The sequence below is a fragment of the Sulfurimonas sp. NWX367 genome (assembly GCF_039667065.1).
GTDB classification, from domain to species: Bacteria; Campylobacterota; Campylobacteria; order Campylobacterales; family Sulfurimonadaceae; genus Sulfurimonas; species Sulfurimonas hydrogeniphila.
The window spans coordinates 48095-63042 of sequence record NZ_JALCZM010000001.1 but is presented as its reverse complement, the minus strand read 5'-3'; the positions used below and the strand labels follow the sequence as shown (position 1 = coordinate 63042).

General features: G+C 39.2%; 10 protein-coding genes. 4 read left to right on the top strand and 6 right to left on the bottom strand.

The window, feature by feature from the left end; translation table 11 throughout:
- Positions 1-162 precede the first annotated feature (162 nt).
- From lsrK to MNY28_RS00275, 4 genes are all read right to left on the bottom strand, one after another.
- A complete protein-coding gene (gene lsrK, locus MNY28_RS00290) occupies positions 163-1725 on the bottom strand; it encodes an autoinducer-2 kinase (protein WP_346388528.1) in 1563 nt (520 codons plus the stop codon).
- A 102-nt stretch (positions 1726-1827) separates the two neighbouring features.
- Entirely contained in the window at positions 1828-2337 is a 510-nt protein-coding gene (locus tag MNY28_RS00285; protein WP_346388527.1) for a transposase, read from the bottom strand.
- Positions 2338-2430: 93 nt separating this feature from the next.
- Positions 2431-3606, bottom strand: a complete 1176-nt coding sequence (locus MNY28_RS00280; RefSeq protein WP_346388526.1) for a class II aldolase/adducin family protein — start codon at positions 3604-3606, stop codon at positions 2431-2433.
- A gap of 3 nt (positions 3607-3609) precedes the next feature.
- Complete coding sequence (locus tag MNY28_RS00275; protein ID WP_151900724.1) at positions 3610-3897, bottom strand: putative quinol monooxygenase; 288 nt, start codon at positions 3895-3897, stop codon at positions 3610-3612.
- 262 nt (positions 3898-4159) lie between these two features.
- Here MNY28_RS00275 and MNY28_RS00270 point away from each other — a divergent pair, with 262 nt between their 5' ends.
- From MNY28_RS00270 to MNY28_RS00260, 3 genes are all read left to right on the top strand, one after another.
- A complete protein-coding gene (locus MNY28_RS00270) occupies positions 4160-6673 on the top strand; it encodes an HD domain-containing protein (RefSeq protein ID WP_346388525.1) in 2514 nt (837 codons plus the stop codon).
- Between the two features lie 9 nt (positions 6674-6682).
- Positions 6683-8497, top strand: coding sequence for a glutamine--fructose-6-phosphate transaminase (isomerizing) (glmS, locus tag MNY28_RS00265; RefSeq protein ID WP_346388524.1), 1815 nt, complete (start codon positions 6683-6685; stop codon positions 8495-8497).
- A 436-nt stretch (positions 8498-8933) separates the two neighbouring features.
- Positions 8934-10781: a GGDEF domain-containing protein gene (locus MNY28_RS00260; protein ID WP_346388523.1), complete on the top strand. Its 1848-nt coding sequence runs from the start codon at positions 8934-8936 to the stop codon at positions 10779-10781.
- Between the two features lie 54 nt (positions 10782-10835).
- On the opposite strand, the gene MNY28_RS00255 is transcribed toward MNY28_RS00260, so the two are convergent.
- Both MNY28_RS00255 and thiC read right to left on the bottom strand, forming a co-directional pair.
- On the bottom strand, positions 10836-11993 hold the full coding sequence (locus MNY28_RS00255; protein ID WP_346388522.1) for an Mrp/NBP35 family ATP-binding protein: 1158 nt from the start codon (positions 11991-11993) through the stop codon (positions 10836-10838).
- Between the two features lie 210 nt (positions 11994-12203).
- On the bottom strand, positions 12204-13604 hold the full coding sequence (gene thiC / locus MNY28_RS00250; RefSeq protein ID WP_346388521.1) for a phosphomethylpyrimidine synthase ThiC: 1401 nt from the start codon (positions 13602-13604) through the stop codon (positions 12204-12206).
- 218 nt (positions 13605-13822) lie between these two features.
- Between thiC and MNY28_RS00245 the strand changes: the two genes are divergently transcribed.
- Positions 13823-14947: a bifunctional 2-C-methyl-D-erythritol 4-phosphate cytidylyltransferase/2-C-methyl-D-erythritol 2,4-cyclodiphosphate synthase gene (locus MNY28_RS00245; protein WP_346388520.1), complete on the top strand. Its 1125-nt coding sequence runs from the start codon at positions 13823-13825 to the stop codon at positions 14945-14947.
- The last annotated feature ends 1 nt before the right edge of the window (position 14948 follow it).

The following is a 14948-nucleotide window of genomic DNA, read 5'->3' as shown; positions in this document are numbered from 1 at the left end:
CCTGTTTTTTTAGCGCTTGCAGCCCACTCCAAGAATGGCTCCGGAATCGGTACTTCAGTGCCGACTGTTTGAACTTTCTTGTCACTCTCGCCCGCACTGAAGTACGGGTTCCAAAAGGCAGAAACTTCTCGGAATCGGTACTTCAGTGCCGACTTTACTTCTTTAAAGTCCGGGGGCTTTCCACATTGAAGTCGTGATATTATCATCAACTAGCTTTAATTGCACTTCATACGCTTTTTGCCATCTTTCTTTTAACTTTGCATAAACTTCTTTATTCTTCTCGTTGGGCATATATTTTTTATCCCAGACCACCAACTCTTTTGCCGCTTCTGCTAAACTTTTATAAACACCGACACCTACACCTGCTGCCATTGCCGCACCAAATGCGGTTGCCTCGGTCACTTTTGGAATCTTCACTACACAGCCCGTCACATCCGCTAGAATCTGTGCCCACAGTTTTCCTTTGCTTGCTCCGCCTGCAAAAACGATTTCTTTTATTTTTATACCGCTGAATGCCTCTATATTTTGCAAATTAATGCTTGAAACAATGGCAGCATTTTCCTCCAAACTCCGAAACATTGAGATATGATTATATTTCTCGGCATCAAGTCCGAGATTTAAAAAACTCGGCGCGGCATGGTACCACTTGCCGTATTTCATCACATCTGAAAATATCGGTAAAATATCATAAGAACCTGCGGGAATTTTCTGTGCTTTTTCTTCTAAAACTTCATAAACATCTTTACCACACAGACTTGCCTCTTCTTTTTCCGTCTGACAAAAAGCGTCGCGAAACCAGCGCATAACCAAGCCTGAAAAAAATGTTATGCCCTCCGCCTGAGAAAGCCCTTCTATAACATGCGGATTGACGCGTATACTCATATCTTTTGGTGGTTTGACACTGCTTGGAATATTGACCACCTGTTGCCAAAAACTTCCACCCAAAACTGCCACATCACCCTCTTTGACAACCCCGAGTCCGGCAGAACCAAGTTGCACATCTCCTCCGCCCATCACAACTTTCGTCAAGGGGCTCAATCCTGTTTCATCTGCAACTTTTTCACTTACATTGCCAAGAATCGTTCCCGTTTCCAGCACAGGAGGAAATATCTCCTCTTTTATACCGACTTTTTGTGCCATCTCTTTTTCCCAGCTGCGCGAAGCAAGAGAAAAAATTCCTGTAGTGCCGCCGTTACTTGGGTCAACGGCTATTACTCCGTTCAAACGTGCCAAAATCCAATCACCTATCATAGAAATATTTGCCACTTTTTCATAGATTTTTGGTCTCTTGTTTTTAAGCCACAGCAAACGGGGCAAAGCACCTAGAGCAAAGGTCTGTCCGCTTTTTTGGTAAAAATCTTCTTCGATTTCCGGAAATTTTTCTTTTAAATATTTTACTTCTTTTGAAGCACGGGCATCAACATTGGCAACGCCCCAGAGTTCCTTGCCGTTTTTGTCATACAGGACAATTCCCTCACGCATACTTGTAGCACTGAGTGCCAAAATATCTTGTGCATTGATGCCAGCTTTTTCAATAACTTTTTGAATACACTTACATGTAAGCAGCCAGTTCTTTTCAAAATCAAAAGCCATGGAGTTTGCTACACCTGCTTCTTCGAGGTGTGTCCACTCTTTTTGCTCTGCGGTAATTTGCTTCCCCTGCGTATCAAAAAGTACAGCACGAATACTTCCTGTACCTGCATCTATTGCTAAAAGATATGCCATATTTTTCCTTTTCATTAACTTTCCTACCACGCTTGCCCGCACTGAAGTACGGGTTCCAAAATGCAGTGACTCCCGGAATTGGTACTTCAGTGCCGACTTTTGTTACTCATATTTACTAAAAACCCGTTCATCTGTGAGTCCGGCTTTGAGAGGATTGTTTTTTATGTAATTATATACTTTTGCATAATGTTCATCATCTCTTATAAGTTTGTCATAATACCCGTCTGCCCAAAATTTTCCTGATTTTTGCAAAAGTTTATTGAGTGCAACCGCACTTTTACCTTTGATATATTGCATAATTTTACCTAAATCCTCATTTTGCTTGAATAATAAATGAATATGATTTGGCATAACTGCCATCATTTCCACATCATAAAGTTTTTCGTCTTCTTCTAAAATTACATCTACAAAGACATCAATAGCTTCATCAAACAGATAGGCACCATTTTTTGACATGTCCAAATAACTGTCTATTTGAAACTGTTTTATATGTTCTTTTTCATCATTTGCCAGAATTTTTTGTACATAAGCATCTACGCTGTCTTGTGTACGAAATGTTATAAATTGGTAATGTTCTTTCAGACTGATATGATGCAGTTTTGTGTGGTTCATTTTTTATTGTAAAGCCCTCTTTAAATTTTTACTCAGTTTAGCCCGCACTGAAGTACGGGTTTCGGGATAAATTACGCTTTCGTGCTGCCTTTGTTACTTTTTCAATTTTGCCTGTTCCAGTTCCCAGTACTCCATCGCAAAGCTCTCTTTTTCACTGATGCTTTGGTAGCCGCCTAACTTGTCTGCCCGCAATACTGCCAACATGGTATGGTTTACTATATCATTGATAATTGCCGCTTCTTTTCTGTCTTTTCCAAAAGAGATGACTGCAAGATTTTTTATAATCATATAATTGGGGGCAGGATTCAGCATCACCTCATCAGTGGCATATTTTTCAAAATAGGCTTTATACTCTTGCATATATTTTTCTACTGCTGCTTCCAAATTTGTATCTTCCATTACCAAGGGTACTCTTTTTGTGCGTATAATATGCTCAGGAGTCAAGACACCGCGGGATGCAAACTCTTTTAAATTCGGCTGTGACGCATAATATGCTGCCAAAGGCGATTGGTTGATATTGATAGAGACTTCATAGCCTTTCGCGGCAGAAAGTACCTTTGTTATTTTCCCGATATCACAGTCACTGTGGACATAATTATGTTCAATATGCACAACGGCCTGTTCGTCCAAAAAATTTTCTGCTTTTGTGACGGCTTCTATCATTTTGTCATAAGATTTTTTGGCATCATTGTCGAAAGTAAAAATCCCGTGATGATGTAAAATGATGCCGTCTATATTCTCCCAGTCCAAATCTTTTGTCATTTTATAAATTCTATGTGCCAGTTCAAAGCCCGGCATAACATAATCAACAATTAAAAAATTTGGAAAAAGCTTGACAATATGCTCATCCCCGTTCACTGAATTTGAAATCGTTACAATAGCATCCGCATGGGTATGGTCCACAAATTTGTAGGGAATCAATGCATGTAGAATTGCTTCCACCGAAGGATTCGGCGCAGATTTGTCTGTCATCGCCTCTCGTTGCAGGTGTACCATTTCACTGTCACTCAAATGCTCACGTTTTGCCATTTCTAAAAGTACATCCAGTTTCACAGGTGCAAAACCTTCTGCTTCTATGCTTGCCAAATCCCAGCCACTTCCCTTTACATGTAAGACATCTTCGCCGTTTATTTTGCTTTTGAGTGAGGTATTGCCGCCTCCGTGCAGTACCAGTTCATCATTTTGTCCCAACAGGTTTGAGCTGTATACCCTCAAATCCAAATCACTTTTACATGCAGCCGCTTTTTTTTCATTCCATAAATTGTCCATGATTTAGCCCAACACTTCTAATTCATCTGTGTATTTGTCTTCACAGTATGGCTCGTATGAAGATTTATATACTTTATAATGGGCAGAGGCTTTATGCCCGTTCAGTGCAGCTTCATTTTCCCAGGTCTCAACTGCCATAAATCTTTTTTTATCGTTTTTGTATTGAAATATTTCATAAAAAATACAGCCTTTTTCTGCCTTGCTCGGTGCTACCATTGCAGACAGCAGTTCTTTCATTTTTTCTTCACAGCCCTCTTTTGCTATGAATGTTACGCTTTTTGTAATTGTCATTTTATTTTCCCTTTTTATTTTTACTGCCGCTCTCAGCCCACCCTAAAGGATGGGTTCCATTAAGTTAAGCGGCTTTTTCGGAACCCGTACTTCAGTGCGGGCTTTGTGTCTTTCAAAACTAAGGCCTAGATTCCGAAAGAATATCGAACTTTTTTTCTTAACCTAACGGCATTGACCCTCCAAAAATAGGTTCCATTGTCGACTATTTTTGCTTTTTTAAATTTTAAAGATAAATTATAGCAAAAATTCAATATAATCAATTATGAATTTACTTTTAGAAATAGAAAATGTATTAGAAAAAAAAGGCTCAGACTTTGAGCTGTCCAAACTTTTTAAACAATACATAAAAGAGTATAAAGAATCGCTTCCCGAACTTTTTACAAAAAACCAGGGCAAAGACTTCCTTGTCCGCCACACAAAAAAACTCGACTCCATCATCGAACTGATGTATAAAACTGTCCTGCGTCGAGCCTTTGGCAACTACCTGCCTATGCGCAGTTCCATACCCATAGCCATTATAGCCCTTGGAAGTTATGGCAGAGAACAGCTCTGTGTACACAGTGATATTGACCTGCTCATCGTTTACCAGGATGTTGAAGGGTACAACTCTGAACTCATTATCGAAAAACTGTTTTATCTTGCCCTTGATGCAGGGATGAAACTCGGACACAGAGTCCACGAGGTTGACGACCTCTTTAAAGCAAGCATACAGGATATAACCATTAAAACCTCTTTAATGGAATCCAGGTTTATCACAGGATCTCCCTTTACCTGGCATGCAACGCAGAGAGAACTTGGCAGAATTCGTCTGCATGAACAAAAAGAGTTTCTCCTTGCCAAAATAGAAGAAGCACAAAAAAGAAGAAAAAAATACCCGACCTCTATGCAACCAAACATAAAAGAGAGTGTTGGAGGCTTACGGGATGCCCATCTCATCTACTGGGTAGCCAAAACAATTTATGGCATTAACAGTATCAAAGAACTCAGCGGTACTGTTTTCAGTGATGAAGAATACAAAGAATTCCGTATAGCCCTTGAACTCCTCTACAGAGTCAGAAGCGCCCTGCACCTCATAGCAAACAAACAAGAAGACAGACTGCTTCTTGAGTATATTCCTCAAGTGAGTAAACTATTAGGATTCAAAGACCAAAAAAAACTTGCCGGTAAAGTTTTGGAAGCCGGATGGCGTATCAATAACTTCACACAGATTTTTGTAAAAAAAATGGTACGTCCCTATATCTATGATGCCAAACATATAGCATCTTTCAAACGAAACAGGCTCAAAAAAGGTTTTTATCAGTACAATGCAAGGCTTTATGCTTCCTTCAAGCTGCCTCAGCAAAAAATTTCAGATTTACTGCAACTGCTTCTTGACCTGGAAGACAAAGACTACCGTTTTGATGCCGGTTTTTTGCATCAGTTTACTGTTGCAAAAGTTTCCCATCCACTGAGTGAAAAAACCTATTTTCTCATAAAAAAACTCTTTACAAAAGCCCATATAGCTTCCTTTTTAAAACTTTTTTATGATGCGGGAATCCTTCCAAAAATTTTTCCGAATTTTCGAAAAGTCATGCATCTGCCACAGTTTGACGGCTACCATCACTACCCTGTTGATATTCATTCCATCAAATGTGTCCAAGCCCTGGAAAACATTACAGAGCCTTTTTTGCAAAATCTTTTTGATACACTGAACGAAGAAGAAAAACTGATTCTCAAAATTGTTGTATTTTTCCATGACAGCGGCAAGGGAAGAAGGCAGGATCACAGTGAAGTCGGCGCAAAACTTGTTGTGCAGTTTGCAAAACATATCCATTTGAATGAAGAGCAGACAAAAAGAGCAGTCACTCTTGTTCGGCAGCATATTCTTATGAGCAGTGTAGCCTTCAAAGAAAACATACACAATGAAAAAACACTCTATAAATTTATGTCAAAAGTGGGCGATGCCAAAAACCTTCAACTGCTTTACATCCTCACCTATGCCGATATCAGCGGTGTCGGCGGAGATATCTACAACGCTTTTAATGCAAAACTTTTACATGATTTGTATTTAAGTGCTCTTGAGATTGCCCAAAACACTGGAAGAATTACCGATGCAAAAAAAAGACTGCTCATAGAAGCAAGAGTCAGAAATCTTGACGAGTTTAAAGAACTGCCGAGTCTGTTGCAGAAAAAAGTTTTAACAATAGAATCCAATCTCTTTTTCTTTAAACATGCACCCCAGGACATTATCAGTATTGCCAAAATTGCAAAAGAGACAAAAGAGTACAGTTTTCGAGTCAAAAACATCAACTCTTTGAGTATAGAAATTTATCGTCGTATCCCTTTAAATATCGGTTATCTTCTAGCTACCCTGGCACATCTCAATGTTGCTTCGATGGAGATTTTCACTCTCTTTGACGGCATTAAATATTTTAAAATCGAGTTTATACAAAATGTAGACTCTAATGTACTCGTTGAAATTCAAGACACCATTGACAATGCTTTTGACATGAGTAAAGAGGTCAAACTCAAAAAAATTCACATTAAAAGAGAAGAGATTGCCATTGACTGTGAACACTCAATGACGCATGCCGAACTGACAATTCATACGGCAAACCAGATAGGGCTTTTGGCCTATGTCATGCACAAGTTTGAAGAGCTGCATATCAATATCATCACAGCAAAAATCCACTCAAGCAAATACAAAGTCCGAGACAGTTTTTTAATGGAAAAACAAAACAATATATGTAATAATGTTGAAAAAATCTATGAATTATTATCAGAAAATACAAAATAAAGGGTCTGCATGTGCGGAATTGTCGGATATATAGGAAACAAAAATACAAAAGAAATTTTATTAAACGGCCTCAAAGAGCTCGAATACAGAGGTTATGATTCTGCCGGTATTGCAGTGTTGAGTAATGGAGAATTTTCCAATTTCAAAGCCGTAGGCAAACTTGTCAACCTTGAAGAAAAAACAAAAGATTTTGTGACCGACAAATTTGCAGTCGGTATCGGACATACCCGCTGGGCAACACACGGCAAACCAACAGAACTCAACGCCCATCCCCATACCGGAATACACTCTTATGTTGTGCATAACGGCATTATAGAAAACTATGCGGAGTTAAAAAAAGAACTCCTCAAAGAAGGTAGCATTTTTTTAAGCCAGACAGATACCGAAGTGATTGTACATCAATTTGAAAAAAACCTGAAAAATACCAAAAATGCTTTTGAAGCCTTTGAAAAAACAATTTTTGAACTCAAAGGGGCCTATGCGATTCTTTTAGTCACGAAAGAAGAAAAAAATAAAATATTTTTCGCAAAAAACGGTTCTCCCATGCTTGTAGGCATCAACGAAGCAAATGAAAAATATTTTGCATCCTCGGACACACCGCTTATCGGACAGTGTGGTGAAGTCAATTACTTTGAAGACGGTGATTACGGCTATGCAACACATGATGAGCTTGTTATTTTTGACAAGAACCGTGAAAAAAAAGAACCTCATTTCATACAGCTTACAAACAACAAACTCTCCGCACAAAAAGAGGGATACCGTTTTTTTATGGAAAAGGAGATATATGAACAGAGTTCTGTTGTTGCCGATACGCTTTTAGGACGTTTGAGTGATGATGCAATCATTTTTGATGAACTGGGAAAGGATTTTTTCGAAGGTATCAACGAGATAAAACTATGTGCCTGCGGTACTTCATACCATTCGGCCCTGACAGCCTCCTACCTGTTTGAACGCTATGCAAAAATAAAAACTTCTGTTGAAGTTGCTTCAGAGTTTCGCTACCGTTCACCTCTCATGAGTGAAGATACACTCTTTGTTGTTATATCACAAAGCGGTGAGACTGCAGATACACTTGAGACACTCAAAATGGCCAAAAAAGCAGGATTAAAAACGCTTGTTATATGTAATGTTGACAACTCTTCCATGGTCCGCATTGCCGACAAAACGATACTCACGCGGGCAGGCATTGAAAAAGGGGTGGCTTCGACAAAAGCCTTTGCAACTCAGGTCACGGTTTTTTGGATGCTTGCTTTACATGTAGCACAAAGCAAAAAAACACTCACCAAAGCTGCAATGGCACAACATATACACCATCTGCGCAGCATTCCTGCAAGTGTAAAGGTCAGTGATACCCTGCATGAACGCATCAAACGGTTGTCAAAACGCTACTTGCACGGACACGGTTTTTTCTTTATCGGCAGGGATGTCTTTTTTCCATTGGCCCTTGAGGGTGCTTTAAAACTCAAAGAGATCTCTTATCTGCATGCCGAAGGATATCCAAGCGGAGAGATGAAGCACGGACCTATTGCTCTGGCCGATCCGGAACTCTTCACCATTGCCCTGCTGCCGCAGCATATGCTTTATGAAAAATCAAAAAGCAATGCTGAGGAGCTGAGTGCAAGAGATTCTACTATCTGTGCCATCAGTCCTTTGGAATTTGACAAGGCGGATGACTTCATCCAGACAAAAAAACATGAACACTATATGCTGGAGTTTTTTGAAATGATGGTTGTTTTACAACTCTTATCCTTAGAAATTTCGATTCGTCTTGGAAATGATGTTGATATGCCAAGAAACCTTGCAAAAAGTGTTACGGTAGAATAGATATTTCTTGAAATCGGTACTTTCTCTGCCTGCAAGCCCGCACTGAAGTACGGGTTCCGGAATACAGTGACTCCTCGGAATCGGTACTTCAGTGCCGACTGTTTGAACTTTCTTGCCACGCTTGCCCACCCTAAAGGATGGGTTCCGAAAAATAGTGACTCCCGGAATCGGTACTTCAGTGCCGACTCTTTGAACTTTTTTGCCACTCTCGCCCACCCTAAAGGATGGGTTCCGAAAAATAGTGACTCCTCGGAATCGGTACTTCAGTGCCGACTGTTGTTACTTTTTTGCCTCTCTCAGCCCGCACTGCATTGGTTCTTCGAAACCTCTGTTTTATCACTAAAATGTAACTTATAGACAAAAATAACATTTTTCACTTTAAATTAATTTGTTTCTGGCTAATATATTAAAAACAATCCTATTATAAGTGAACACTATGCAAACAAAATCAAAACTCCTACTCTTTGTCGCTTTAATGCTTTTGGGTCTTGGCCTGGCCACTATCGTAAATGTCTCTTTAAATTTCAGGGAATACAGTATAAAAGATGCCACACAAAAAGCTACAATGGCTGCAGCTATCGTCAAAGACGGGTTGACAGCACATATGGTCAACGGTATTATGGACAAAAGAAGTTATTTCCTCAACCAAATCAGCTCCAACAATGATAAAATAAAAAACTTGTGGATTGTCCGATCTGATAAAGTCATCAAACAATACGGAAAAGGCTTTAACAGTGAAACAGTAAGAGATGCGATTGATGAAGAAGTTTTAAAAACAGGAAAGATGGTTCAAAAAATTTCAGAATCGACTGAAAACTCTATGCTTAGAATTACTATTCCCTATAAAGCCACAGTTGCAAACGGTCCAAACTGTCTCTCCTGTCACAATGTTCAGCGAGGAGATACACTCGGAGCCATCAGTATGGAGTTTGACATTACAGATATGCGTAATGCAGGGATGTTTACCATTTTGAAAATACTTGGAATAAATCTTCTTTTTATTGTCATTGTATTACTGCTGATCAACCATTATGTAACACCCTATATGGAGCTTTTCTCAAATATGCAAAAAGGAATAAGAAAAGCTTACAAAGGAGACTTTTCCTATGAATTTACCACAAAAGTGAAAGGTGATGCCAAAAACATTGTCGATCAGCTTAATACGCTCTTTAGAAAAATGCAAGAGACCTTTGGCGACATAAAATACAACCTTGCAACATTTATTCCCCAGGGATGTGTCTCTTCAAGTGACCCTCTTCAAGAGGCAAAAACAATCATCGGAGAACTCTCAGATATATATAAATTTAAAAAGACGATTGAACATGATCTTACAAAAGAGATAGTCTATCAAAGAATTGTAGATGTACTGAGTAATAAATATGAGCTTTCGCATTTTGCATTTTATGAAATAGATACACTCAAGGCTGCAAGAAAGCTTATTTACATCTCCAACGGCAAAAGTGTCTGCAATGACAAAGTGGACGAAGATGCATCATTATGCAGAGCACACAGAACAAATACGGCAGTAATCTCAAGTGAATTTGTCAATTTATGCCGAGAATGCAGTTGTGAAGGATTGGAATATATATGTATTCCTTTTACCATTAATGATGAAAACTCTCTTGTTATTTCTATTACAACCAAAGAAAAAAATGAATTAAACAGAGTCAATAGTTTTATTAAAAGTATTGAAAACTATCTTGAAGCGGCTAAACCGGTTATAGAGAGTAAAATTTTAATGTCCAAACTCCGTGACACCTCTCTCAGAGACGCAATGACAGGACTTTATAACAGAAGATTTCTCGAAGAGTTTATAGACACTTTTGCAAATCAGGCAAAACGGGACAATACAACATACAGTGTTTTAATGCTTGATGTTGATTTCTTTAAAAAAGTCAATGACACCTACGGGCATGATGTAGGAGACAAAGTCATTGCCAAAATAGGAGAAGTACTCCGCAGCAGTATCAGAGAATCAGACCTGGCTATTCGATACGGCGGAGAAGAGTTTGTTGTCCTGCTGCACAATGCCACAGATGAAGGAACAAAAATGATCGCTTCAAAAATTCACTCTGAATTTTCAAAACTTGTTTTTGATGTCGGCAACGGAAAAACTATACAAAAAACCATGAGTATAGGTATATCCAAATTTCCCAAAGACGGTGATACTATTTGGAAATGTATCAAATACGCAGATACTGCTTTGTATGTGGCAAAAACGACAGGAAGAAATAAAATTGTTGAGTATAAACCGGAGATGTCAGAGGATGAGCACTTACGATAAACAGATATAGAGGAAGCTTAAGCAACGCAAAAAGCGTTGCTTGTTTATAAGTTTTTAGCTACAGCCGCATCCGCCGCCGCTTTGCTCTTTAGGTGCAGAAGCAGCACCTGTTGAACATGCACTTACACCCGGTGGTGTTGTCGGCTGAACAGACTGATTGTCCACTCCGCCGTTTGCATTGATCTCTTCAATTGTACTCCAGATAGATTCAGCAGCTTTCATATAACGTTTTGCTGTTTCTGATGACGGGTCTGCAAAAATAATTGGTTTTCCTTCATCTCCACCGGTACGGATAGCCGGCTCAATTGGGATTTCGGCAATTATTTTCGTATCAAACTCATCCGCCATTGGCTGAGATGTGCCTTTTCCGAAAATATCATACTCAACACCGGTATCAGGTGCAATAAATCCGCTCATATTTTCAACAATTCCGGCTATAGGAATGTTTAATTTTCTAAACATATCGAGTGAACGGCGTGAATCATCAAGTGAAACAGACTGTGGTGTTGTTACAGTCAGACCCGCAGTTACAGGCACAGCCTGTGCAAGTGAAAGCTGTGCATCACCTGTTCCCGGCGGCATATCAATCACTAAAACATCCAGTTCTGACCATAAAATATCACGTAAGAACTGTTCTATCGCTTTCATAATCATAGCACCGCGCCAGATTAACGACTGTCCTTCTTCCATGAGTGAGCCCATAGACATAACTTCAATACCGTATGCTTTCATCGGAAGCACTTTATTTCCGGTTACTTCCGGTTTTTGATCAGAAATTCCTAACATACGAGGAATGTTTGGACCATAGATATCCGCATCCAAAAGACCTACTTTTTTGCCTTGCTGCGCGAGTGCAATTGCAATATTGACAGCAGTAGTTGATTTTCCGACACCGCCTTTGCCTGAACTGACCATCAAAAAGTTTTTGATTTGCGGTGCGATGTTTTTGCCTTGAGACGAACTTTCTTTTGGCATTTGCGGTGCTTTTATATTTACAGTAACATTTTCTGCCCCTGCTGATTTTAAAGCTTCTGTAGCTTCATCTTTAATTTGTTGTGCTACTTCCGGAGCTGATGATGTAATTTCAACAGTGAAACTTACATCATTTCCCTTTATTGCTATATCTTTTACAAAACCAAATGTTACGATATCTTTGGTAAATCCTGGATACATAACTTTTGAGAGTGCCGATTTTACAATTTCTTCAGTCATTCGTTTTCCTTTAATTTATTTAACTTTTTTGCCATTCTCAGCCCGCACTAAAGTGCGGGTTCCCAAAGAGTCGCTTAACTTATTGGCATTGACCCTAAAGGATAGTTCCGACTATTTAAACTTTTTGACAATTTTTGCTTTAAAAGTGTACTATATCTAAATAAGATAAATATTGTCTTGTTTAAAATCAATTTCTTTTTAAGCCAGACTTTAAACTAAAGCTTCTGCTTCAGCCTCTGCTGCTTCTTTATCTTTGTTGTCTTGAATAATTCTTTCTATTCCCTCAGGATTGTCCATAATTTCCTGTGTAATTTTGTATGAACAAAATTTAGGTCCGCACATAGAACAGAATTCTGCTTCTTTAAATACATCTTGAGGCAGTGTTTCATCATGGTATTCGCGAGCGCGTTCGCTGTCAAGTGCCAATTCAAACTGTTTTTCCCAGTCAAATGTATAACGTGCATCACTCATGGCATCATCAACATCACGTGCACCTTTACGTCCGCGGGCGATATCAGCAGCATGTGCCGCAATTTTGTAAGCAATAATTCCCTCGCGGACATCATCGGCATTTGGAAGACCAAGATGCTCTTTTGGTGTTACATAACAAAGCATACTTGCACCGTGCCATCCGCCGACAGCCGCACCGATTGCAGAAGAGATATGATCATATCCCGCTGCAATATCAGTAACCAAAGGACCTAAAATATAAAAAGGTGCTTCATGGCAGAGTTCTCTTTGTATCTTCATGTTACGTTCAATCTGGTTGATTGGAACATGTCCCGGACCTTCAATCATAACCTGCACATCTTTTTCCCAGGCACGAAGCGTTAAATCTCCAAGCACTTTGAGTTCACCAAGCTGTGCTTCATCAGACGCATCTGCCAGACAACCGGGACGAAGAGAGTCTCCTAATGAAAGAGAAACATCGTACTTTGCGCAGATATCCAAAATATCATCAAATGCCGTATAAAAAGGGTTTTCTCTGTGATAATGCATCATCCAGGCAGCCATTAAAGATCCCCCGCGAGAGACAATACCCATTTTACGCTTTGCAACTTTAGGCATAGTCTCAAGCAGGAAACCCGCATGAATTGTAAAGTAAGAAACCCCTTGTTTTGCCTGACGTTCCAGCACTTCAAGCATAACCTCTATAGTCAAATCTTCGATTTTATTCCCGACATCATGCAAAATCTGATAAATAGGCACTGTTCCGATAGGAATCTTTGAAGAAGCAATAACAGCTTTTCTGATTTCATCCAGGTCGCCGCCGGTTGAGAGATCCATTGCTGTATCTGCCTTATAGTGTTGAGAGACCTCCATCTTTTCTACTTCACCCTGTACATCAGAGGCAATGGCAGAAGAACCGATATTTGCATTTATTTTACATTTACTTGCAATTCCGATAGCCATTGGTTCCAATGAAGTATGATTTATATTTGCCGGTATAATCAGTCTACCGCGTGCTATCTCGCTACGAACCAGTTCAGGAGACAAATCTTCTACTTTTGCAACATACTCCATTTCTTGTGTGATGATGCCTTTCTTTGCGTAGTGCATCTGTGTTCTTACAGAATCACCCTCTCGCTCTTTTACCCATGAAGATCTCATAAGTTACTCCTCAATATTATATTTTCATTCTTTATATATGATGGAAATATAATCAAATAAAGTTAATCTAACATAAAGTGAAACAATTGATGAGATTATTTATGTAAGTGCTTAGTCAAAAAATGTGAACATAAAAATGACAAATTTACACATTCAAGATAAAAAAAAGCTTTCTATGTGTATAATTTCGTAACACTTTTATATATGTAGGAGACTATTTGTCTGATTTAACGCTTGTACTATTGTCAGCCGGTAGTTCTAGTCGCTTTGACACCTCTGTAAAAAAACAGTGGTTGCGGATACAGCACAAACCTTTATGGCAGTTTGTAGCAGACAGGTTTGCTCACAGCGGGCTTTTTTCAAAAATTATTATTGTTTCATCCGAAGAAGATATTGCCTTTATGCAAAACTATGCCGATTACTCTTTTGTAAAAGGAGGCAGTTCCAGACAAGACTCTTTGCAAAATGCCTTACTACATGTAAAGAGTGAATATGTTCTTGTCAGTGATATAGCAAGAGCCTGTATCAGCGAAGATTTGCTTCAAAGAATACTTGCGCAAAAAGAAGAAGCTGACTGTATCGTTCCTTTTTTACCCGTAACAGACACCATAGTATATGAAAATACGACAATAGACAGAGACAAAGTCAAAAAAATCCAAACACCCCAACTCTCCCGCACTAAAATACTTCAAAAAGCCCTGCAGACACCTACTGAATTTACAGATGAGAGCAGTGCCATTGTTGCCTACGGAGGAACCCGCACCTTTGTTGCAGGGGATGAAGATGCCTGCAAGATAACTTTTACCCATGATTTAAACAGGCTTCCCTGCCTCGAAGCACCATCAAGTGACATTTTAAGCGGCAACGGTTTTGATGTCCATGCTTTTGACGAAAAAGGAAAAATGTTTCTTGGTGGTGTAGAGATAGATGCTGATTACGGATTTAAAGCCCACAGTGACGGAGACGTTGCTCTGCACGCACTTATAGACGCCCTTTTAGGGGCTGCAGGCATGGGTGATATAGGCATGCTTTTTCCGGACAACAACAGTGCCTACAAAGGTATAGATTCAAAAGAACTGTTACGGACAGTAGTGACAAAAATCTATAACTACGGTTTTGAAATTGTCAATGCAGACATTACAATAGCCGCACAAAAACCAAGACTTGCAAACTATAAAGATGCAATGAGAAAAACTATTGCAGAAATACTCAAAATCGACAAAGCAAGAGTCAATGTCAAAGCAACAACCACAGAGAAACTTGGTTTTATAGGCAGAAGTGAAGGTGTTGGAGTCATTGCCAATGCAAATTTAAAATATTTTAACTGGAAGATAATAGGATAAC